The organism is Bacillus sp. FJAT-26390, assembly GCF_001682865.1.
In the GTDB taxonomy this organism is placed as follows: Bacteria; Bacillota; Bacilli; order Paenibacillales; family Paenibacillaceae; genus Pristimantibacillus.
In genome coordinates this window covers 84,734-106,294 of record NZ_MAQX01000035.1, presented here as the reverse complement: position 1 = coordinate 106,294, position 21,561 = coordinate 84,734, and the positions used below count along the sequence as shown (strand labels likewise).

The 21,561-nt window shown below is 50.1% G+C and carries 20 protein-coding genes; 15 read left to right on the top strand and 5 right to left on the bottom strand.

The features are described from left to right. Window positions 1–9 precede the first annotated feature (9 nt). From A7975_RS29650 to A7975_RS35550, 7 genes are all read left to right on the top strand, one after another. Window positions 10–504, top strand: a complete 495-nt coding sequence (locus A7975_RS29650; protein ID WP_065387537.1) for a tail fiber protein — start codon at window positions 10–12, stop codon at window positions 502–504. Window positions 505–507: 3 nt separating this feature from the next. Continuing rightward, window positions 508–1,125 (top strand): putative phage tail protein, encoded by a 618-nt coding sequence (locus A7975_RS29645; protein ID WP_065387536.1) that lies wholly within the window; start codon window positions 508–510, stop codon window positions 1,123–1,125. Window positions 1,126–1,129: 4 nt separating this feature from the next. Next, on the top strand, window positions 1,130–1,879 hold the full coding sequence (locus A7975_RS34615; RefSeq protein WP_065387535.1) for a hypothetical protein: 750 nt from the start codon (window positions 1,130–1,132) through the stop codon (window positions 1,877–1,879). A gap of 2 nt (window positions 1,880–1,881) precedes the next feature. Continuing rightward, window positions 1,882–3,360: a hypothetical protein gene (locus tag A7975_RS29635; RefSeq protein WP_065387534.1), complete on the top strand. Its 1,479-nt coding sequence runs from the start codon at window positions 1,882–1,884 to the stop codon at window positions 3,358–3,360. Window positions 3,361–3,521: 161 nt separating this feature from the next. Then, window positions 3,522–4,061 (top strand): phage holin family protein, encoded by a 540-nt coding sequence (locus tag A7975_RS29630; RefSeq protein ID WP_065387533.1) that lies wholly within the window; start codon window positions 3,522–3,524, stop codon window positions 4,059–4,061. Next, window positions 4,054–4,764, top strand: coding sequence for a peptidoglycan recognition protein family protein (locus tag A7975_RS29625; RefSeq protein ID WP_082198544.1), 711 nt, complete (start codon window positions 4,054–4,056; stop codon window positions 4,762–4,764). Before A7975_RS29630 ends, A7975_RS29625 begins: the two co-directional genes overlap by 8 nt. Window positions 4,765–4,950: 186 nt before the next feature. Beyond that, the gene (locus tag A7975_RS35550; protein WP_141680453.1) at window positions 4,951–5,112 is read left to right on the top strand and encodes a sporulation protein YjcZ; all 162 of its coding nucleotides are present in this window, start codon (window positions 4,951–4,953) and stop codon (window positions 5,110–5,112) included. Window positions 5,113–5,243: 131 nt separating this feature from the next. Here A7975_RS35550 and A7975_RS29620 read toward each other — a convergent pair whose 3' ends face one another. From A7975_RS29620 to A7975_RS29615, 3 genes are all read right to left on the bottom strand, one after another. Then, a complete protein-coding gene (locus tag A7975_RS29620; protein ID WP_065387532.1) occupies window positions 5,244–8,489 on the bottom strand; it encodes a LamG-like jellyroll fold domain-containing protein in 3,246 nt (1,081 codons plus the stop codon). A gap of 294 nt (window positions 8,490–8,783) precedes the next feature. Continuing rightward, a complete protein-coding gene (locus A7975_RS35185) occupies window positions 8,784–8,906 on the bottom strand; it encodes a hypothetical protein (RefSeq protein ID WP_255314608.1) in 123 nt (40 codons plus the stop codon). Window positions 8,907–8,924: 18 nt separating this feature from the next. Beyond that, on the bottom strand, window positions 8,925–9,464 hold the full coding sequence (locus tag A7975_RS29615; RefSeq protein WP_065387531.1) for an HAD family hydrolase: 540 nt from the start codon (window positions 9,462–9,464) through the stop codon (window positions 8,925–8,927). A 238-nt stretch (window positions 9,465–9,702) separates the two neighbouring features. Between A7975_RS29615 and A7975_RS29610 the strand changes: the two genes are divergently transcribed. The 8 genes from A7975_RS29610 (at window position 9,703) to ald (ending at window position 19,061) form a co-directional block, all read left to right on the top strand. Further along, window positions 9,703–10,770 (top strand): ABC transporter ATP-binding protein, encoded by a 1,068-nt coding sequence (locus A7975_RS29610; protein WP_065387530.1) that lies wholly within the window; start codon window positions 9,703–9,705, stop codon window positions 10,768–10,770. Between the two features lie 27 nt (window positions 10,771–10,797). Beyond that, window positions 10,798–12,510 carry a putative 2-aminoethylphosphonate ABC transporter permease subunit gene (locus A7975_RS29605; RefSeq protein WP_065387652.1) on the top strand — a complete coding sequence of 571 codons (1,713 nt, stop codon included), beginning with the start codon at window positions 10,798–10,800 and terminating at the stop codon, window positions 12,508–12,510. Window positions 12,511–12,558: 48 nt separating this feature from the next. Beyond that, a complete protein-coding gene (phnX, locus tag A7975_RS29600) occupies window positions 12,559–13,356 on the top strand; it encodes a phosphonoacetaldehyde hydrolase (RefSeq protein WP_065387529.1) in 798 nt (265 codons plus the stop codon). Then, complete coding sequence (gene phnW / locus A7975_RS29595; protein ID WP_065387528.1) at window positions 13,353–14,483, top strand: 2-aminoethylphosphonate--pyruvate transaminase; 1,131 nt, start codon at window positions 13,353–13,355, stop codon at window positions 14,481–14,483. Before phnX ends, phnW begins: the two co-directional genes overlap by 4 nt. Before the next feature lie 13 nt (window positions 14,484–14,496). After that, window positions 14,497–15,684 carry a saccharopine dehydrogenase family protein gene (locus A7975_RS29590; RefSeq protein ID WP_065387527.1) on the top strand — a complete coding sequence of 396 codons (1,188 nt, stop codon included), beginning with the start codon at window positions 14,497–14,499 and terminating at the stop codon, window positions 15,682–15,684. Window positions 15,685–15,739: 55 nt separating this feature from the next. After that, entirely contained in the window at window positions 15,740–16,525 is a 786-nt protein-coding gene (locus A7975_RS29585) for a DeoR/GlpR family DNA-binding transcription regulator (RefSeq protein ID WP_053374274.1), read from the top strand. A 206-nt stretch (window positions 16,526–16,731) separates the two neighbouring features. After that, window positions 16,732–17,838 carry a putative 2-aminoethylphosphonate ABC transporter substrate-binding protein gene (locus A7975_RS29580; RefSeq protein ID WP_065387526.1) on the top strand — a complete coding sequence of 369 codons (1,107 nt, stop codon included), beginning with the start codon at window positions 16,732–16,734 and terminating at the stop codon, window positions 17,836–17,838. Between the two features lie 95 nt (window positions 17,839–17,933). Continuing rightward, window positions 17,934–19,061, top strand: a complete 1,128-nt coding sequence (ald, locus tag A7975_RS29575) for an alanine dehydrogenase (RefSeq protein ID WP_065387651.1) — start codon at window positions 17,934–17,936, stop codon at window positions 19,059–19,061. A 380-nt stretch (window positions 19,062–19,441) separates the two neighbouring features. On the opposite strand, the gene A7975_RS29570 is transcribed toward ald, so the two are convergent. Next, window positions 19,442–19,906 (bottom strand): RidA family protein, encoded by a 465-nt coding sequence (locus A7975_RS29570; protein WP_053374277.1) that lies wholly within the window; start codon window positions 19,904–19,906, stop codon window positions 19,442–19,444. 46 nt (window positions 19,907–19,952) lie between these two features. Further along, window positions 19,953–21,557 carry an N-acyl-D-amino-acid deacylase family protein gene (locus A7975_RS29565; protein WP_065387525.1) on the bottom strand — a complete coding sequence of 535 codons (1,605 nt, stop codon included), beginning with the start codon at window positions 21,555–21,557 and terminating at the stop codon, window positions 19,953–19,955. Window positions 21,558–21,561 lie beyond the last annotated feature (4 nt).

Sequence of the window (21,561 nt, the reverse complement as noted above, 5' to 3'; positions counted from 1 at the left end):
GGTGAGCAGATGCCAAGAAAAGTACTCATTCAACTGCGGCGAGGGCTTGAGGCAAGCATCGGGTTGCTTGAAGTCGGCGAGCTAGGGTATTGCACCGATACGCAAAAGCTGTACATCGGCACAGCCGGCGGCAATATCGTGCTTGCCGCTGCTCAGGCGACGGGCGACATGCTGAAAAGCATTTATGATACGAACAATGATGGGAAAGTGGACAACGCGGAATCCGCGGACAGCGTGCCTTGGTCTGGCATAAGCGGCAAACCAACAGCCTTCGCACCAGTTGCGCATGCTCACGCGGCAGCGGACATTACATCAGGCATCGTTGCTGCGGCGAGATTGCCTGCTGCATCGGTATCTGCTGCGGGCGTTGTCCAATTAATCGATGCTACTAACAGCACGAGCGTCGTGCAGGCGGCGACGGCAAATGCGGTAAAACGCGCTTATGATTTAGCAAGCGGCAAGCTGGGACCGGGCGTAACCTGGAATCAGCTAAAGGGGGTGTAGCTTTTGTCATATGGAATGGCGGTATATGGCGAACAAGGGTATGGGGAAGAGGCGGACGGCGGGGAGGTTGCTCCGCATGCCGAGATTGATCTGATGAACTATTTGCCTCCCTTTTATCATCCCATACTGGAGATGCAAGTTATTCAAAATCAGCTTGGCGGGGAAATAGGGAAGCAGTCGGCTGACGTTGAAGAGGCATTTGAGCAATATTTTGTAAGGTCGGCAACGTGGGGACTCGCGCGCTGGGAAAAAGTGCTCGGACTGGGGAGTGATTCGTCGTTGCCTGATGCCCGCAGGCGGGAGAGCATTATAGCCAAGCTGCGCGGCGCGGGCACGACGACCAAAGCAAAGATTATTCAAACGGCTTTCGCCTTTTCGGGCGGCGAAGTGAATGTGATCGAATATCCGGCGGAGAGCCGCTTCGAGGTCGTATTTGTTGGGACAAAAGGAATTCCGCCCAATATGGCTGGTTTCATCCGCATGCTGGAGGATATTAAACCGGCTCACCTAGCTTTTAGTTTGAAATATACCTATACGGTATGGAATCAAATCGGAACGATGAACTGGCAGCAAGCGAAAAGCAAAACATGGAGCGAACTAAGAGTTTACGAGGGAGAGTGAATATATGCAAACGACCGGGAATTTAGGATTGAAAAAGCCGGAAGGAACGGATGTAGTCGATATTGCGGATTTGAACGGGAATGCGGATATTTTGGATACCGCTGTTAGCAGCAAGGTAGATAAAGTGGCTGGGAAGCAGCTATCGACGGAGGATTATACTACGGCAGAGAAGACAAAGCTTTCTGGGGTTGCGGCTGGTGCAAATAATTATGTGCATCCGGCTAATCATCCAGCGTCTATTATTACTCAAGATGCGAGTAACCGCTTTGTGACGGATACGGAGAAAGCGGCTTGGAATGGGAAAGCGGTAACAGCTTCTCCAGCTTTTACCGGAGTACCAACGGCTCCTACAGCAGCACTAGCTATTAATAACGATCAGTTAGCGACTACAGCCTTCGTTAAGAATGCAGGGACGGCTCTTGGAGTAGCTCGCAGAAGCTATGTATACAATCAGCTTATCGGAGTAACGTCAGAGACTACAGTAAATACGTATACAACTCCTTCAGCCGGCAATTTCTTAGTAGGAACGTACTTACGTTTGACAGGGACGACTACAGTGACGCTGAAAGTAACTTATAATGACCCTGGCGGAGCGCAAACAACGTTCCTATTAAATGCTCAGTCTACCCCAGTAGGAAGCTATAGCCTGCTGCCTTGCTATATTAACACTTCAGCAGGAACGACCATTACCGTTAAAGCTACTGCATCCATTGCTAACAACATGTTTGTATCATCTACAATACTGGAGGTGTAAGAATGGGACAAATTCTAGTACCGGGAACTGCCGGAGCTGCGGATGTTCTAGCGGGGAAGAAATTCTCCGCTGGAGTTTTATATGATGGAGATGGGACAATGCCTAACTACGCTCATGCAACGTTAGGGGGAGGATACGTAACAGCCTTGTCTGTCTCATCAGATAGCGGAGGAAATATTGTAATGGAACCACCTACGGGTTATTACACGAGCGGGAAGAACGGGGCGAATTTTGGAACTCTAATCGCTAATGATCCTGATTTTGTTTCAAAAAATATTCCTGCCAATAAAAATATTTTTGGACTTCAAGGAGCAATTCCTGTACGAGGACAGATCGTTGATTCAATTCAACCAAGCGCTAAATGGGGCGATGGATCTCTCGCCGCCTACATCCCTACTGGATTATACACAGATTCATCGGGAGGGCATACTGGGATCTCAGAAGTAAAAGTTCCACTGTCCCATCTCCAAGCAGCTGAGGGAAATTTGCAAGCATCTAACATTAAACAGGGAGTATCTATATTCGGACTAGCGGGAACTATGCCTACAGGATTCGGATCAGGAGCCACTGTCCCATATAATAGACTTAATGTGCCTATCTATGATTACTATTTTATACAAAGCAATAACAAAACTCCTGTGTACACTGTAGGAAACGAAATTGTTTATAAACATACAAATAATTCAGCTGATGGTGTCACATTTTCTAAATATGATAGATCTGGAGGAAGTTTTGTGGGTGGAGCGAATGGGACTCAAATATTTTATGATTATGCATCGAACTCCCAGTTCGCCGTTTATAAATCTAGCAATAGTTTTTACCTACGTCGATATAACGCGACGACTTTCGGGATGATGTATGAATATGGTGGATTTGGAATTGATTTTACTTCGCTTAGTGTTTATGGTGATTATGTTTTCCTTGCTGGAGCGAATAAAAATACAGGAGTGGGTATGATTATTAAATGCCGGATAAGTGATGGAAGTACTGTTTGGGTTAAAGAAACTCCTGGATTTCTTTATATTTACCACGTAACAGCGGACGCATCCGGCGGAGCGTTTTTTATTAATATTAGTGGAAATGTTGGTAAAATTTCTTCAGATGGAAATGCAATTGTATTAGGTCCTAGCAATTTCACTTTAAATTATAATGCTGTAACAAATCCTTTGTTCGTGGCTGGGAAATTTTTAAATGACGGTTTGATTATTGATTTTTCTGGAGGAGCCCCATTTGTTGCAGCCAATCTAGGAAGCTCAGCAGCGAGACGTACACGTGATGGTAATTTCGTTTACTTCAACGGAGCTAATGTAATAAAAGTAGATATTAATGGAAATTTAGTGGAAAATTATGGATTAGCCGTTCATGTGGTAGGTGCAGTTGTTGAAGATGAACCAACAGGAAATCTTCTATACAGCATTTTAAATACTTTTGATAATTGCATATCTATTAAACGCGTTATTAAAGGTATACAAATAACATAATTGTAGAAGGATGATTTGTTTTAGGAGGAGTCTCTACTAAATTCCGAAGGGAAACGATGCAGTAATCATTCAATATAGAGTACCCTATAGCTCCGCCTCGGCGGGGCTTTTTTGCATTCAATTCATTTTTAATGAAAAACATTATGAAGGGAGGAATGGTTATGTTTAAAAAATGGTTCGCAGTAGACGTGACAGAAGGGAGAGCAATAGCGACAGGAATCGGTGCAGCGCTTGCGCCTTGGGTATCTTTGATTTATGGTGATGGCCGGTTAATTCCAATCTTGCTTCTTATCATTGTTATTGGATTGGATTGGGTTACCGGCATTTCGGCTGCAAAGAAGGATACGGTGTTTTCCAGCGAGTACGATTTGAAACAGGGGGTGCCGCGAACGATATTTCTTCTTTCTCTGCCCGCGCTTGCTAATCTATTAGACTCGATGCTGGGTGTCCCTGGCTTGCTCTTTTATGGAATTACACTCGGCATCATCTACCACACCTGGCAGTCATTAACCGCCAACGCCTACCGAGCGGGCTGGGAGAAGTGGATTCCCAAATCGGTAATCGAGCATATCGATAGCGAGCTTCAAGCGAAGGTGGAGCGAGCGACAAAGAGGAGCGGAAGCCGAGATACTAATAGCGAAGCAGATCATGCTTCCAAAACTGAATCTACTACAGATAAAAGGAACCCAAACCATGATTAACTACCACACAGACCACATACCCAAAACCACTCCAAGCAATCGCCGTCCGGGCCACCTGCTCCTGCCCCAATCCATTACGATTCACAACACCGGAAATCCCGCCAGCACGGCAAAAAATGAACGAGCGTGGCTAACCAACGCCTCCAACACGCGAACTGCATCTTATCATCTCGTGGTGGACGAGCATGGGGTGATCGAGTGTTTGCCGCTGAATGAAAATGGCTGGCACGCGGGCGATGGAAGCGGCGAGACGAGCGGCAACCGAACTTCGATTGGCATCGAGATCTGCGAGAGCGGTGATTATTCCAAGTCGCTGAGCAATGCAGCAGAACTTGCGGCGAAGCTGCTGAAGCAGTACGGCTGGGGCGTTGATCGCCTTCGCCGCCATTACGATTGGAGCGGGAAGATTTGTCCGAGGTTAATGTACGATGACGGCAAATGGACAGGCTGGCACGCTTTTAAAAATAAAGTTGCGGAGATGATACAACCGCCACCGCCACCGCCTACGACTACGCTACCAGACAATCGAAAGTCGGATTTGGTTTTGTCGGATGGGGAGCAAAAGCTACTTGTAGCCACCCTTACCAAGTTTACGGATCAAAAGCTGCTGGAGGATTCCAAATGGAAGCAAAAAGCAGAACATGGCTCCCTGACACTATCGGAGCTGGCATGGCTGAATACGATTATCCTCTCGCGAAAATAGATGAACCCCGCCGGCTTCAACGGTAGGCGGGGTTCATGCTTTCCTTTAAATTAACTTCATTCTTTACCTTCAAAATGACCGTACATCTGTCTATTTAGGCATATGCTCATTTCCTCCAAAAGCCCATACACATTTCACCCTGAATCCATAGGATACTGTGTAAGTTAACAAAAAGGAGATGAACACATGAGCTATGGAGGAGTTGCAGGTGCTAACGTAGGACCTGGAAACTGCGCACCTTATCCAGTTGCAGGCGTAAGTAATTGCGGCAACGGCGGATTCTCAAGCATTGGATTTATTCTCGTTCTCTTTATCCTACTTGTCATTATATCGCGTTCTTGGCTGTAATCGCCAAGACTGAGCTAACTGGCAGTTTGATCCGTGCGTATTTCCACTAACTGAAACCATAATAACATCCCCGCAGGCGAGAGCCGCGGGGATGTTATATGTGAACCTTATGGACAAGCTGCAGCTTACGATTACTCTACAATGGTACGAGCGACCAAAATGAGATCCAATAGGTCGATTGCGCCATCTTTATTGATGTCGGCGTTCTTAATTTGCTCCCAATCAGCAGCCCCTGCTTGCTTGCCGTAATGCTTAACGATTATGGCAAGATCCGTGACGCTCACTTTGCCGTCTTGGTTCTGGTCAGCAGGGTTTGTTACTGTTTTTGGCGATACTTGGATGCTTAGGCTATGCGGAGCAGCAGTTACTTCAGTCTCTCCGTTTGACAAAACAATAGGCTCAGCCGTAACCTTACCCGTAACAGCGCGCTCTGTATCCTTTGCTTTAAAGGTAAGCTCCACGATTTTTTTGCTGCCGGTAATGGCATTCTCTGCCCCTTCGCTTGCGAGAATTAGTCGTATTTTCCCCTTATTATCATGAACCGAGTTCACGATTTGTACCTTGTTCAGCAAGGAACGGCTGGATACATATTCGAATACATTCGGGTCGTAGCTGAATGAAAGATCCTGCGCATAAATGCTGTCAGTCAACTGATTTAATGCTAGATTCATCGTAAAAGTTGACCCGGAAACGACAGATGCGCTTCCCTCCAAAACAGCGGTCGGACCGGCTGCTTCGTTATCCTCTTCTTTTACGGCTGAAGTAAAGTTCGGCAGCGATTCCTTTCCTTGCGCATTCGCAACCATTGCATGGTAAAGCGCTGCTGATGCGGCCGCGTTCTGAGACTGCGTCACGATTCGAACGATGGGTTGGCCTTGCAAAATAACAGAATCCGATGAGAGCACGATTCTTGTTTTGCCATTCACAGTTTCATTGCGCAGTACGGTAACGCCAGCCTGAATGGGAGAGATGGATTGAATGTTTAGCTCATTCGTCTCAAGTTCAATATCAAGCGCTTTTGCATCCGAGCCGAGATTGCTGACCGCAAGCTCATACCCTTTTAACTCCTTTGATGAAGGAGCAACGACTTTGGTTAATTGAAGGTTGGGCGCATCCGGCTTGTTTTGCTCCTTCTGAGGAACAAACATGCCATCGACTGTTTTGGAGTCACCAATTGGCGCATCGACCTCAAGCGCAGCAAGAACGGTTGCCGCGATATCCTTTGTTGTTCCTCCTTGCAGAAGCTTTTCTTTGCCTACATCCGTAGCAACCGTCCGGCCATTCGCCGCAATAAACACCGTTTTGGCGAGCAGCGAGTCTTGCCCGTGTGCGGTAGCGCTGCCTAATGTATGGTCTGCGTTTTCGGTGCCTCCGCCATGATCGGCGGTCATGAGAATCAGCGTATCATCCAGCAGGTTTTTACTGCTTAACGAGTCATAGATGATTTTGACGAGCTTATCGGTCTCCATGAGCTTTGCGTAATACTCTTTGGTGTAAAATCCGAGCGAGTGCCCGACGCCATCCACATCATCCAGTTGGAAAAAGATTAGCGACGCATCGTAGGCCCGATCGTTTGCCGCGTATTGCGCAAAAGCATTGACGTTCGCTTTATCGCTGGCAGAGTAGCCTTCAACGCCAAGCGATGGCTCGATATGTCCATTTATAATGTTGGACCAAGTGGTGAAGGCTGCAAGCTTTGTTTGCGGAAATTGTTCCCTTAGCTTTTTGAAAACGGACGGATAAGGCGACGTTTCGCTGTATGCATTCATTCCGCTGATCGTGTTGTCGATCTGATGCTTGCTGTAGTCGACGCCGTTTATCATAGCGCCCCAGTTAGGGGACGAGACGGTTGGCAGAGTCGTAATGGCGGAATAAGTAGCAGCGCCTTTCTCGATAATGCCGCGCAATGCAGGCAAATCAAGGCGATTGCCTACGGTTTCCTTCACGGAGCTGGCTGTTTCCCAGTAAGGGGCATCCTTCGATACGGAAATGCCGGCGCCGTCGATGCCGATAACGACAACTCGCTTATAAGGCATATATTTAGCTTTGTCGGCGATGGCCGTCAGCTCTTGTACGGATTTTCCTTGCGCCAAAGCAACATCGCCGATCGTAATATGGCTGTCTTTATTGATATCCTCTACGGCTTTAGTGTGGATCTGCACCGTCTGCGCAGGCGTGTTTAACGTTTCTTTCGTGTATTTGTTTCCTCCCATGTAGAAGTCAGCGGAGGTCACCTGAATAGTGCCTTGTCCGCTCACATCCTTCGCAAAAAAGTAAACATCAGACAGCATGTATGTCGCAAATTCTAGTGGATTTTTTTTGTTATATACGCTGCCCGCGGGGAGCTCAAGCTTAACTACGCCCGGTGTTGAAGCATCGGCTTTGGTTGCCTTAGGAGCGCGGGAGAATGTAAATCTGCTGCTGTCATAGGTAATCTCTACGGTTGCCCTGTCGATCGCGCTTGTCATCGTCGGCGTGCGCAGGTCGAGGTTTTCCCGGAATTCGGTGCCAGGCGCTGTCTGCGTCGCGCCGACGAAGCTCAACGTACCGTTGAATTTATCGCTTACTACAATGGGAGGCGCGCTGTTAAAGAGCTCCGTAACCTCCTCGGCGGTAACCGCGCGATTCATAATCATCAGATCATCGAGCTGCGCTTCCAAAGCTGCGGAATAATTGCCTGTGCCGTCATTGCCGATCATCGTCGATAAACCGGAGTCAATCGTGCCCATGCGGCCGGAAATGTTGATTGCGCTGGCAATATTGTTGTATTTGGTTCCGTTTGCTGTAGAGACTGCTACCGGCACGCCATCCTTGTAAAAATCGACCCGGCCGACCGTGCGGTCATGCGAGACGACGATATGATGCCAGCTTCCGTTAGCTACGTTTGGAATGTCGGCATCAATGCGGCTTCCGCCTGCCGTGTTGTAATTCCATCTCAGCCCCTTATCCGTCTTAAATGAGAGGTTATAACCTACGTTTGCGCCGCTATTCCAATCTTTATTGGATAGAATCGACGGATCGGAAGCTACACCGGGCGATTTGACCCAGAAGGAGAAGCTGAAGCTTTTATCCGCTCCGAATTGCAGCTGCGACGGTTTGCCTAGATTGATATATTGTTTATTTGCACTAGTAGCGTTGAGGGATAGCGCTTGTCCAATTCGTCCGGGAACATAAGCAGGAGCACCGACTACGGTAGCGGAGATATTGCTGCCGGATGCGTCTGCAGCATTGTTTTCAAAACTGAATTTTGCATGAAGGTCTGCATGTACTACCGCTGCAAAAGCGGTCTGGCTGAGCGGCACGAATCCACCTGTAGCGGATATAAGCGTAACGGCGGCAAGCGTAGTTGCGAATGCTTTTTTCATCTTAAATTTCATGAATCGTAACCTCCTGTTTTAAAATGGTTTTTATTGTTGAGCGGGCAAGACGAGGACTAGGTTCAGCAGCCATACCTATTTTTCATTGCGGCAAATACCATCATCCTTTCCACACGAGGATTAAAAACAAATAAAATGATGTCTAATAATTATGTAATTAATTGTTTTTATGTGTTTTTGTTTCTCTTTAATCATAAAGTTGTGTTGTTAATCAGGTGTAATCGGGATATGAAGAATTTACAAAAAAGAGGCTGCGCCTCGTCATCATGACGGGGCACAGCCTCACATTCGTTATTAGCCGATGGGCGCAAGGGGGAGGAGCGATTCAATTTCGAGGAGCGACTTTATTTCGAAGGTTGGCTGTACGGCGTTGCTTGGCAGCGGCTGTCCTGAGCGATTGAGCCAAGCGCTTGCCATTCCACTCCGGCTTGCCCCCTAAATATCGGTAAGCACATTGTCCCCGACCATTAAACACGCATCAGCGCTCAGTCCCGCAAGCTCCATGCAGTGCTCGAAGATCTTAGGAGCAGGCTTGCCGCAGCCCACCTCGCCCGAAATCACAATATGGGTGAAATAAGAAGATAGGCCGCTCACGCCAAATAACTTCTCTTTCTGCAAATCCGGCGTACCGTTCGTGAGCAGCATGAGCGGATAGCGAGTATGTAAGGAGCGCAACGCCTCAAAAGTATCTTCATATATATAGGGACGCTTCCGCCTCTCTGCCGGAAAGGTATCCGCAAGCTTAGCAGCCAGCTCCTCGTTATCGACGCCCAACTGCTTTAATCCATTTTCCCATGCCTGCTTGCGGTAAAATGGTGCAGCTTCCCGCATCCGCTGGAGCTCCGGCGCAGCCCCGTCGTCGAAGCGTGCCCACAGCGCTTCCATCGCCGTTACTTCAATATTTTCCAGATATGCGTGATCCTCCAGTTCTCTGAATAAAGCATGAGCTTGGCTTATGACAGCTTGCTTAAGCAACGCTGGTTGGTTTTTAGAAATAAGAAACGTAAAAACAAGCCAATTGTTTTATATAATCATATTCTTGCCTATAAAAACAACTAAATCAATATTAAAACAATTAAACACACAATCTTCACTTGTTTTTGACATGCAGTTAACAAAACTATTTTAGAATACAACTAGGTAATCAAAGTAATGCAGCAACTTAATGATATTGTACTTGATGCTTGAAAACGAGGATACAAGGAGAATGAGGATGAAAAATGAAGGATTGGCGATTAGCGGTATTCGCAAGACATTCGGCAGCTTTCAAGCGCTCCATGATGTCAGTGTGCATATTCCAAAAGGCAAGTTCACTTGTCTATTAGGCCCAAGCGGCTGCGGCAAGACGACCTTGCTTCGTATTATAGCAGGTCTTGAACAGACGGATACAGGCACGGTTATGCTAGAGGGAAAAGATATTACGATGCAGCCTACAGCCAAACGCAACTTTGGCATCGTCTTCCAATCCTATGCGCTGTTTCCGAATTTGAATGTCTGCGAGAACATTGGTTATGGGCTTAAAGGCAAGCAGCCGAAGCGCCAAATCGAAGAGCGCGTGAAGGAGATGCTTGAGCTTATCGGGCTAACTGCGGTTAGAGACCGATATCCTGCTCAGCTCTCAGGAGGCCAGCAGCAGCGCGTCGCGCTTGCGAGAGCAATAGCGTTGTCGCCTGACGTTTTGCTGCTTGATGAGCCGCTATCCGCGCTGGATGCGAAGGTGAGGGAGAAGCTGCGCGAGCAGCTTTGCGAGCTGCAAGAGCGGCTGGGCATTACGACGGTCATGGTGACCCATGACCAGGAGGAAGCGCTGACGATGGCGGATCAAATCGTCGTCATGGATCATGGGCGCGTCGTCCAAATCGGCACTCCGCAAGAGGTTTATGATAAGCCGAATACGCCGTTTGTCGCTGACTTTATCGGGGCGATTAACTTTTTCCCGGCGGGAACGACGAGGTGGAGCGGTTCTGATCCGAACGGTTTGCTTGCGATCAGGCCGGAGCATATCCAAATCGATGAGCAGCAAAACTTAGCTTCTCATCATATGGACGGAGGGATAAGCGGATTCGTGCAGCATGTGGAGTTTCGGGGCGCTTTCTACCGTGTCAGCCTCCAGATGGCGAATGAATCCGGCAAGCTTACCGACATTCACGTGACGGTTGATATTTCAGCGCAAACGGCTAACCGGTTCGAATGGTCGCGCAACAAGCTGCTTCATCTTCATTTGCCGCAGGAGCGTATGCTTCACTATCCGGCGGCAGGCGCTGCGATCGTAGAGGTGTAGCGGATGAAGGTGAAATCAAATGAGGCTATGCCTTTGGCGTGGATGAAGAAAAACAAAAGAAGCAGGCTGGAGAGCAACTGGCTGATGAAGCTGATGCTGATCATTCTTCTGCTTGCTCTGATTACCGTTATTGTGCTGCCGCTGCTGTCGATGTTTAAGCAGGCATTTGTTGATTCCGAAGGCAATCTGGTCGGCTTAACGAATTTTGCAACCTATCTGCAGTCCAGATCGCTTATTCAATCGATGCTGAATACGGTCACGGTATCGGCGGCTACTACGGCAATCGCTGTTCCGCTAGCCTTTGGACTAGCCTACGTATTGACGCGAACGAATATAAAAGGGAAGTCGTTTTTCAAGGCGCTCGCGATGCTCCCTTTGTTTGCGCCGACGATGATGCACGGGATTGCCCTTACGTATCTGTTCGGCCACCAAGGGCTGATTTCTACCGGATTGTTCGGTCTGCTGCCATTCGAATGGCGAATTCCGCTTTATGGATCAACGGGCATCATTATTTCGGAGGTCATCTACACATTCCCGCAGGCGTTTCTAATATTGTGCGCAGGCTTAGCGATCAGCGACTATCGCTTATACGAGGCAGCGGATTCAATGGGAGCGAGCGGCCTTCGCAAAATGGTAACGATCACGCTGCCGTCCGTAAAATACGCGCTGCTCAGCGCGGTGGTCATTTGCTTTACGCTTAGCTTTACGGATTTTGGCGCGCCGAAGGTCGTTGGCGGACAGTTTAACGTGCTGGCAACCGATATTTTCAAGCAGGTAGTCGGCCAGCAAAATATGTCCATGGGCGCGGTGGTCGGCATCGTGCTGACGATACCCGCCATTATCGCCTTCGTCGTGGACCGAATCGTCACGCGGAAGCAGCAGGCTTATGTCACATCCAAGTCCGTTCCTTATTCCGTGAAGCCGAGCCGGCTTCGCAATGTAGGGTCTTATGCTTACGCGATTATTTTGTCAGCCTTGATTTTGCTGATGATGGGAGCGGTCATACTCGCCTCTGTCGTGAAGAAGTGGCCGTATGACATGTCATTTACTTGGAGCAACTTCGATTTCTCAAATGCGGCGGCGGGCGGGTTCGATCCGTTCTGGAACAGCATCGAGATGGCGGCGTGGACAGCCGTTATCGGCACGCTCGTAACCTTCATGTTCGCATACTTAATCGAAAATGGGCGTGTATACCGTCCGGTTAGGCAAGCGGCATATTTCCTGTCCATTCTGCCGCTGGCGCTTCCGGGTCTCGTTATTGGGTTATCTTTTATTTATTTCTTTAACCATCCGGCGAACCCGTTCCACTTTATATACGGGACGATGATCATCCTTGTTTTGGCTAATGTCGTACACTTTTATTCGGTTCCGTTCATGACGGCGACAGCTACTTTGAAAATGCTCGACAAGGAGTTCGACAACGTCTCGGAGTCTATGAATGTCTCGAAGCTGCGCACGTTCACCCGCATTACGGTGCCGTTATCGCTGCCGGCTATTTTGGAGATGGCGGTTTACTTTTTCGTAAATGCGCTGGTCACGGTGTCCGCGCTGGTCTTCCTATACGCTTCGGATTTGCGGCTCGCGTCGGTATCGATCGTAAGCATGGATGATGCGGGAGATACGGCAGCAGCCGCAGCGATGTCCGTACTCGTGGTGCTCCTCAATGTAGTCGTTCGCTTCCTCTATGAAACGGGAACATCGAGGCTGCGCCGCAAAATGTCGGCTTGGCAGAAGCGATAAGGCAGCTTTTTAGAAAAACCAAACAACTAACAATGGAGGCTATTAATCATGATAAAAACAGTCATTTTGGATTGGGCAGGTACGGTAGTGGATTACGGCAGCTTTGCTCCTGTTGAAGCTTTTCGCCGATTGTTCGAGGAAAAAGGGATTGAAGCGTCCTTCCAAGCGATACGGAAGCCGATGGGACGGATGAAGAAAGATCATTTGCGCGACATTTGCTCAGATTCGGGCGTAGCTGCCGCTTGGCAGGCGAAGTTTGGAAGCGCGCCAAGCGAGCGCGATATCGACGAAATGTATGAAAAGTTCGAACCGATGCTGTTCTCGATTCTTCACGAATATGCAACTCCGGTGCCGGGCGCGCTTGCGCTGATCGCTAGATTGCGGGAGCAGGGCATTAAGATTGGGACAACGACGGGCTACACGCGCCCGATGATGGATATTATTGCGCCGGAAGCGGCGAAGCAGGGTTATTCGCCTGACCATACGGTAACGCCGGATGAGGCGGCTGAAGGCAGGCCGTATCCGTGGATGATTTACCGCAACGCAGAAGTGCTCGGCACCTATCCGATGAGCGATATCGTCAAATGCGGTGATACCGAAGCGGATATGCGGGAAGGGAGAAATGCAGGCGTGTGGTCGGTAGGCGTTATTTTTGGCGGGAATGAAATAGGCCTAACGCAAGCGGAGACCGATGCTCTATCGGCGGGGGAGAAGGAGAGGCTCTTCGTTGAAGTGTCGGATCGCTTGACGCAAGCGGGAGCTCATTTCATTATTCGCGAGATCGGCGAGCTGGATGGCGTAATTGCACATATCAACGAAAGAATGCAAGCGGGGGAGCGTCCATGAAATTATCAAATGAAGCCATTGCCATAACCGAAAATCCATATCTACTATTAACGCCGGGTCCTTTGACGACGACCCGCAGCGTGAAGGAAGCAATGATGAAGGACTGGTGCACGTGGGACGAGGAGTATAACCGGCTCGTCGCGTCCATTCGGGAGAGGCTGGCGCAGCTCGCTGCTCCGGCGGCAGCGGATGATTATACCGCCGTCTTGATGCAAGGAAGCGGGACGTTCAGCGTGGAAGCGGCCATTGGAACGGCGCTGCCTAAGCAGGGCGGGAAGCTGGCGATTGCGGTTAACGGCGCATATGGCGAGCGAATCGTGCAAATCGCCGAGGTGCTCGGCATCCCGGTTGCCGTTGTGCGCTTCGACGAGCGCAGCCCAATTGATCCGGAGCAATTCGAGCAAGCGCTGCAAGACGATCCTTCCATTACGCATGCAGCCATTGTCCATTGCGAGACGACGACAGGCATTCTAAATCCGCTGCAGGAAATTGCCGAGGTGGTCAAACGCCGGAAAATGATATTTATCGTTGACGCGATGAGCAGCTTTGGCGGCGTAGCGCTGGACATGCACGAGCTAGGCATTGATTTCTTGATCAGCAGCAGCAACAAATGCATTCAAGGCGTTCCTGGCTTTGGTTTTGTCGTCGCACGACGCGATGCGATTGCGGCGTGCAAGGACCATGCGCGTTCCTTATCGCTTGATCTGTACGACCAATGGGATATGATGGAGCGCTCCAATAGCAAATGGCGTTATACATCGCCAACGCATGTCGTGAGAGCATTCGATCAAGCGCTAAAAGAGCTGGAGCTTGAAGGCGGCATCGGCGCTCGGCAAGAGCGCTATAGCAGCAACCAGCGGGTATTGACCGAGGGCATGGAGGAAGCTGGTTTCTCCGCGCTGCTGCCTCGCAAGTGGCAGTCGCCGATCATCACCGCTTTTCGTTACCCGAGCAGCAGCTTCTCGTTTGAAACCTTTTATGCGAGCTTGAAGAAGGAAGGGTTCGTGCTGTATCCGGGCAAGCTGACCTCGGAGCCTACTTTCCGAATCGGGAGCATCGGAGATGTCCATCCGCAGGATATGAACCGGCTTGTTGCGGTGATCAAAAGATTTTGTATCGAGAAATAGGAGGGTGACGAAGATGAAAGTGTTTTGCCTAGGCGGCGCAGGCCGGATATGTATGGAAGCTGTACGTGATCTCGTCGAGTACTCCGCATTCGAGATCATCACGATTGGCGATTTCAATTTGGAGGCTGCGGAGCAGCTTGCTGCTTCACTGGATGATCCGCGCGTGAACGCGGTTCAAGTTAACGTGCATAACCATGCGGCTACCGTTGAACAGCTTCGGGGCTACGACATCGTAATGGATGGAACGACGATTACATTAAACGGTTTGTCAACGGCTTGTATTGCGGAAGCGGGCTGCCACGGCATTAATTTGAACGGCTTTGGCGAAGAGGATGCCAGCCACGACATTTTTGTCCAAAACGGCAAAGTCTGCTTGCCCGGCTTCGGAATGACGCCCGGCGTCACGCAGATGATGGCTATGCATGCGGCGAATCAGCTGAGCGAAGTGCATGAGGTGCGGGTCAGCCATGGCTCCTACCGTCCGATTGCGTTCTCCAAGTCGATCGCGGAAACGACTGTTTACGAATATGACCCGGAGCTGCCGGGTCGCGTCGTGTACGAGAAGGGACAGTTCATTCAGGTGGAGCCGTTCGCGCGCCCGCGGGAAATCGAGCTGCCGGAGCCTTATGGCAAATCCATTCAATATATCATTCCCCACGCAGAGACGCGGACGCTGGCAAAGTCGCTTGAGAGCAAGGGAGTACAATTAGTCGAGGTGCGCGGAACGTGGCCGCAGCCTAATATGAGGCTTGTCCGTGCGTTATTCGAATATGGATTTCTTCGCAATGACCGCATTAAAATCGGGGATCGGCAAGTTGGCATTATGGATGCGGTCGGACAATATTTGTTCGAATCGCGGGAGGGCCATGAGACGGAGCTATACGGTTATTCCCTGCATATTGAAGTAACAGGCATTTCCGCTCAGACCGGGGAAGCTTGCAGGCATACGCTCACGCATACGCATCCGGCGTCGGATGGCTCGGTTGAAGGCTGGGAGCAGCTCCGTGCCTATACCCGGAATGTAGGCATTCCGCTAGCGATTGCGACGGAGCTGATCGCAAGCGGAAAGATGATTTGCAAGGATCGCACGGGCATTCTATCGCCGGAAGAAGCTTTTGAGCCAAGCGTTATATTTGAGCAATTAAGCAGGCGCGGTATTTTCGTACACGAAAAGATTGAGAGTTTACAAGAAGTACGCTAGAATACGGTTATTAATTATAACGGAAGCCTAAGCTGAAGATGAAGGGGATATCGCGATGTCGCTAGCCGGAGAAGAACGGAAGCAGATCATCATTAATATGCTGCAACTGAAAGGCAAGGTTCGTACGCCTGAGCTCGTGCAGGCGCTTGATGTATCATCGGAAACGATCCGCCGCTATTTGGAGGAGCTGGAGGATGAGCTCAAGCTTAAGCGGGTTTATGGCGGCGCCATAAAAATTAACGTGGAGAGGGAAGAGCCGGCGTACGTTCGGCGCGAGGTGCAGCAGGCTGAGGAGAAAAGAATGATTGGCCGGGCTGCCGCTTCCCTAATTCAGGATAAAGACGTTGTCGTCATCGATGACGGTACCACTACGCTGCAAATGATTGATTCGCTCGTTTACAAGAAACAGCTGACCGTGCTCGTGACGTCCGTCTATACCTTGAATTTGCTGATCGGCTACAAGAACCGCAACATATTCGACGGCGAAATCGTGCTGATCGGAGGTCGTATTAATCCGAAGCATTACCGTACCTCGGGGACGCTGGCGATGGAGTTCATGTCTAATTTCAACGTGGACAAGGCATTTATCGTCGCGGACGGCTTGCAGATCGACAGCGGCATAACGAGCTACGAGGATGATCGCGGCGTGCTTGCAAGAACGTTCATGAAGCAGGCTAAGCAAACGATCGTGTTAGCCGATTATACGAAGATAGGCACGAGCCATTATTACAAGATAGCCGATTTCAAAGAGATTGATATGATTATTAGCGATGTGGCGCCTCCGCCGGCTTGGCGCTCCAAGCTGGATGACCAGGATGTGCACTGGATCGTAGCGGAATAGGGATTGCAAATACGGAACCTTTAAGTCTATCACTGGCTTAAAGGTTTTTTTATATCTAGCGAACTGCATCTAATCGCAAGTAAAAACACAACTAAAACGAAGAAACGTAAAACAAAACAATTTATTTACTTGTATTTTACAGTGCGTTAAACAAACAAGCATATAGTAGAACTAGAGAAGAAGAACATCCAAAGGGAGAGAAAAAAATGAAAAGAAGCTGGTTTCTGCTATTGAGTACGATGGTTATCGTCACAACGATTTTATCTGCATGCGGAAGCAATGGCAGCGCGGGCAATGCAGGGGGCAACGCATCCGGAAACTCGCCGAAGGCAACAGAATCAGCCCTCGATACGGAGAGCAAGGAGCTTACCGTCTATACCGCGCTTGAGGATGACCTGATCAAGGAATATTTGAAAACCTATAATGAAAAGCACCCTGACATCAAATTGAACATCGTCCGTGATTCAACGGGCATCATTACCGCTAAGCTGCTAGCCGAGAAGGATAATCCGCAGGCTGACGTCGTATGGGGCGTTGCCGCAACAAGCCTCCTTGTCCTTGACCAAAACAGCATGCTTGAGCCATATTCGCCGGCCGGCGTTGACCGCATTCAACCTGAGTTCAAAGACAGCGCAAGCCCCGAGCACTGGGTAGGCATCGATGCATGGGAAACGGCGATTATCGCCAATACGGTCGAGCTGGACAAAAAAGGTCTGGCAGTGCCGCAATCCTACGAGGATTTGCTGAAGCCGGAATATAAAGGTCTAATTACAATGCCTAACCCGGCATCCTCTGGTACAGGCTTCCTTACCGTATCTGGCCTGCAGCAGCTGCTTGGAGCTGACAAAGCATGGGAGTACCTGGACAAGCTTCATGAAAATATCGGCATTTACACGCATTCAGGCTCGAAGCCGGCAAAAATGGCAGGAACAGGCGAATATCCAATCGGAATCTCCTTTGGCTACCGCGGCATCAAAGAGAAAAACGACGGCTCTCCTGTAGAAGTGGTTTTCCCTACGGAAGGCTCAGGCTGGGATGTAGAAGCGAACGCGTTGATGAAAAAAGCGAAAACCAAAAAAGCGGCTCAGGATTTCTTGGACTGGGCGATTACGGACGATGCAATGGCTGAGTATAGCAAAAACTATCCAATCGTAGCCGTGAAGGGCGATGCAAGCGCCATTCCGGATGGCTATACTAAAAATCCGATTGAGCAATTGATTAAATACGACCTTCAGGAAGCGGCTAAACAGCGCGACAGCGTGCTTAGCGAGTGGAGCACCCGTTACGACAGCAAGAGCGAGCCGAAATCATAATCTGTACTTAAGCATAAAGGCTGTCAAGCAGATCATAGGCTGCTGTCAGCTTTTTGGCTTTTGTTTGAGCCCAATAAATAGGAGATGAAATGAAAATGCTGATCGGAATTCCGAAGGAAATTAAAAATAACGAAAATAGAGTGGCGATTACGCCTGCTGGCGTCTCCGCGTTTGTGAAAGCCGGACATGAGCTGCGGCTGGAGACGGGAGCGGGACTCGGAAGCGGATTTACAGATGCCGATTACGCGGAGGCAGGAGCGAGCATCGCAGCAACGGCGAGCGAGGCGTGGCAAGCTGAGCTTGTCATGAAAGTGAAGGAGCCGCTGCCAGAGGAGTACGGATACTTCCGCGAGGGGCTTATTCTTTTTACCTATTTGCATCTGGCGGCGGAGCCGGAGCTGCTGAAGGCGTTAATCGAGCATAAGGTGGTAGCCATCGCGTACGAGACGATTCAAGGCGAGGATGGCTCTCTGCCGCTGCTGGTGCCGATGAGCGAGGTGGCGGGACGGATGTCGATCCAAATCGGCGCTCAGTTTCTTGAGCGCTCTAGAGGCGGCAAGGGCGTCCTGCTTGGCGGCGTTCCGGGCGTAGCGCCTGCCAAGGTGGTCATTGTCGGAGGCGGAATCGTCGGAGCCAACGCGGCGAAGATGGCGGTTGGGCTAGGAGCTGACGTGACGCTGCTCGATATTAATTCGAACCGGCTGCGGCAGCTGGACGATCAATTTCAAGGGCGTTTGAGGACGCTGGCGTCGAACAGCTATACGATAGCCGCCGCTGTGAAGAGCGCGGATCTTCTAATCGGAGCGGTGCTGCTGCCAGGCGCCAAGGCACCTGTGCTGGTGACAGAGGAAATGGTGAAGAGCATGCAGCCTGGCTCGGTTATTATTGACGTGGCGATCGATCAAGGCGGCTCCATTCAGACGATTGACCGCATTACGACCCATAGCGAACCCACCTATTTGAAGCATAACGTCGTCCATTATGCGGTTGCGAATATGCCGGGAGCGGTCGCACGCACCTCGACGATTGCGTTGACGAATGTAACCATCCCTTATGCGCTGCAAATTGCGAATAAGGGTTATAGGCAGGCGGCGCTAAGCAATGGGGAATTAGCAAGGGGGATAAACGTCATTCATGGCAAAATATCATGCAGCGCGGTCGCGGTAGCTCATCAATCGGTTTATGAAAGCATTGAGCGGATTTTGGCCAGTCTCGCGAGCTGATTGATTGGGCATAAGGACGTGTGGGCTTTAAGAAAAATGTACAGGAGCACATTTATCGCAATAGCCTATACACATTCCTCCAGAAATCATAGGATACTGTACCTTAGAAAAAAGGAGATGAACAAATGGGCTATGGAGTAGGGGGAGTTGGCGCAGGTAACTGCGGCCCAGCTTATCCAGTTGCTGGCGTTGGAAGTTGCGGAGTAGGTACTGGTCTTGGCATTATATTGGTACTTTTCATTCTGCTAGTTATTATTTCCCGTTCTTGGTTGTGCTAGTCGGCAAAGCTTACTTGTAAATCGGTAAAATCGCGTTTCCACTAATTCAAATAGCATTCAAAACCCCCAAGTGCCTGAGCCTTGGGGGTTTTGCATGGCATGCTATTCGCGAACTTCTGCGATAAGCTCAATTTCAACCGGCGTATGGAAGGGAAGGTCACTTGTACCGATAGCGGAACGGGCATGGCGACCGTTTTCGCCGAACACTTCAATTAGCAAATCCGATGCGCCGTTAAGCACGTACGGCTGATCGCCGAAGCCGGGAGCGCTATTGATGAAGCCGAGAATTTTAACGATTTTCACGACGCGGTCAAGATCTCCTAGGTGAGCTTTCATAGCTGCAAGCAGGTTGATTACGATTTGGCGAGCTGCTTCTTGTCCTTGCTCGATCGTGAGATCGGAGCCAACTTTTCCTTCATACATCAGTACGCCGTCGATGCGGCAGTCAAAGCCTGAAGTGTAAATGAGGTTTCCGGTTTGGTTTACAGGGATGTAAGAAAATTTCGGTTTTGTTGTTTCCGGCAAAGTAATGCCAAGCTCGGCAAGGCGTTTTTCAATAATAGACATAATAGAACAGCTCCTTAGTATTTAAAATATATATCGTAATGGTTAGCTAATGCGTGCAGCAATGCTGCGCACGAATGAGCTGGCCTTCACGCTTATGCGTATGCGTGCCGTTCTCAAGCGTAAGCTGGCCGGCGACGATCACTTGCGAGATGCCTGACGGGTATTGCCGCGGCTCCTCAAAGGTGGCTGTATCTTGGATAACAGCCGGGTCGAACACGGTAATGTCAGCGATATAACCCGGAACGAGCAAACCGCGTTTGCCAAGCTTAAAGCGCTGAACAGGAAATGATGTCAGCTTGCGAACCGCTTGTTCTAGAGAAAGCACTTTGTCCTCGCGTACATATTTGGCGAAGACACGCGGGAAGGTGCCGTACGTCCGCGGATGCGGCTTGCCGATCTCGCAGTTCAGGCTGTCGGAAGCGATTAGCGATTTCTCGTAGCCAATAACCTGCTTCACATCGTCATCCGACATGTGGAAGTAGACGATAGCGATTTGGCCGTTCTCCTCGAGCAGAAGATCCATCATGCAATCGATGGGATGCTGGCTGCGAAGCTCGGCAACCTCGGCAATCGACTTGCCTTCATGGCTTTTGTTCGCTTCGGTCTGCATCGAAGAGATGATAATGCTGGACCAGCCGGTCGAGCATACGAGGTTGTCCCACGTATCCTGCTCATGGCTGAGCTCCTCTTTAATGCGTGCGCGAAGCGCTTTATCGCGGAACGCCTCAAGCGTTGCATCAATGCCGCCCTCAAGCACCCAAGGAGGGAGGACGGTGGTCAAGGTGGTGGAGCCGGCAGCGTAAGGATATACATCGACAGTAACATCCATGCCGCGAGCTCTTGCCGCTTCAACAAGCTCAAGCGCATCAAGCGCCTTGCCCCAGTTGGCGCGCCCTGCTGCCTTCAAATGGCTGATATGAAGCGAGATGCCTGCCCGTTCCGCGATCCAAATGACCTCGGCAACGGAAGGCAGCAAATTGTTGCCTTCTCCGCGAATATGAGTGGAGAGCAGGCCGTTGTACTTCGGCAGCACGCTGCAAAGCTCAGCAAGCTCTTCACGGGAGGTATAGCTGCCCGGCGCATACAACAGGCCGATCGATAAGCCGATTGCTCCAGCGCGAAGGCCTTCTTCAAGCAGCGATTTCATGCGTTCGATCTCGTCCTTTGACGCAGGGCGGTTCTCGAAGCCCATGACCGCGATGCGCAGCGCGCCGTGCGCGACATAGGTGGCGATGTGCTCGGAAGGGTTCGAGCGGCCAACAAAGTCCATATATTGGCCAACCGTTTCCCACGGCCATTCCCAAGTCGTGCTGCCGAGTACCGGCTGCACGTAAGTTTGCAGCAGGCTTGCTTTATCCCGGACGAATGGAGCGGGTGCAAGCCCGCAGTTGCCGACAACCTCCGTCGTTACGCCTTGCTGCAGCTTAATTTCACTGTGGGGATGATCAATGATCATCAGGTCGGAGTGGCAGTGCCCATCGATGAAGCCGGGGGAGATGACCTTGCGTTCAACATCAATAACCCGTTCTGCCTCTTGATCGATGCTCCCGATGGCAACGATAAGGCCATCCTTTACGCCGACATCGCCTTTATACCAAGGATTGCCGCTGCCATCAACGATTCTGCCGTTTTTCAGTATTAGATCGAGCATGCTG

Coding starts and splice junctions, on each gene's coding strand:
- A7975_RS35185 (WP_255314608.1), bottom strand. CDS start 8,906: ATGGCAAGCGCTTGGCTCAATCGCTCAGGACAGCCGCTGCCAAGCAAC.
- A7975_RS34615 (WP_065387535.1), top strand. CDS start 1,130: ATGCAAACGACCGGGAATTTAGGATTGAAAAAGCCGGAAGGAACGGAT.
- A7975_RS29650 (WP_065387537.1), top strand. CDS start 10: ATGCCAAGAAAAGTACTCATTCAACTGCGGCGAGGGCTTGAGGCAAGC.
- A7975_RS29570 (WP_053374277.1), bottom strand. CDS start 19,906: ATGTCTATTATTGAAAAACGCCTTGCCGAGCTTGGCATTACTTTGCCG.
- A7975_RS29590 (WP_065387527.1), top strand. CDS start 14,497: ATGAAAGTGTTTTGCCTAGGCGGCGCAGGCCGGATATGTATGGAAGCT.
- A7975_RS29625 (WP_082198544.1), top strand. CDS start 4,054: ATGATTAACTACCACACAGACCACATACCCAAAACCACTCCAAGCAAT.
- A7975_RS29630 (WP_065387533.1), top strand. CDS start 3,522: ATGTTTAAAAAATGGTTCGCAGTAGACGTGACAGAAGGGAGAGCAATA.
- ald (WP_065387651.1), top strand. CDS start 17,934: ATGCTGATCGGAATTCCGAAGGAAATTAAAAATAACGAAAATAGAGTG.
- A7975_RS29580 (WP_065387526.1), top strand. CDS start 16,732: ATGAAAAGAAGCTGGTTTCTGCTATTGAGTACGATGGTTATCGTCACA.
- phnW (WP_065387528.1), top strand. CDS start 13,353: ATGAAATTATCAAATGAAGCCATTGCCATAACCGAAAATCCATATCTA.
- A7975_RS29585 (WP_053374274.1), top strand. CDS start 15,740: ATGTCGCTAGCCGGAGAAGAACGGAAGCAGATCATCATTAATATGCTG.
- A7975_RS29620 (WP_065387532.1), bottom strand. CDS start 8,489: ATGAAATTTAAGATGAAAAAAGCATTCGCAACTACGCTTGCCGCCGTT.
- A7975_RS29605 (WP_065387652.1), top strand. CDS start 10,798: ATGCCTTTGGCGTGGATGAAGAAAAACAAAAGAAGCAGGCTGGAGAGC.
- A7975_RS29610 (WP_065387530.1), top strand. CDS start 9,703: ATGAAAAATGAAGGATTGGCGATTAGCGGTATTCGCAAGACATTCGGC.
- A7975_RS29635 (WP_065387534.1), top strand. CDS start 1,882: ATGGGACAAATTCTAGTACCGGGAACTGCCGGAGCTGCGGATGTTCTA.
- phnX (WP_065387529.1), top strand. CDS start 12,559: ATGATAAAAACAGTCATTTTGGATTGGGCAGGTACGGTAGTGGATTAC.
- A7975_RS29565 (WP_065387525.1), bottom strand. CDS start 21,557: ATGCTCGATCTAATACTGAAAAACGGCAGAATCGTTGATGGCAGCGGC.
- A7975_RS35550 (WP_141680453.1), top strand. CDS start 4,951: ATGAGCTATGGAGGAGTTGCAGGTGCTAACGTAGGACCTGGAAACTGC.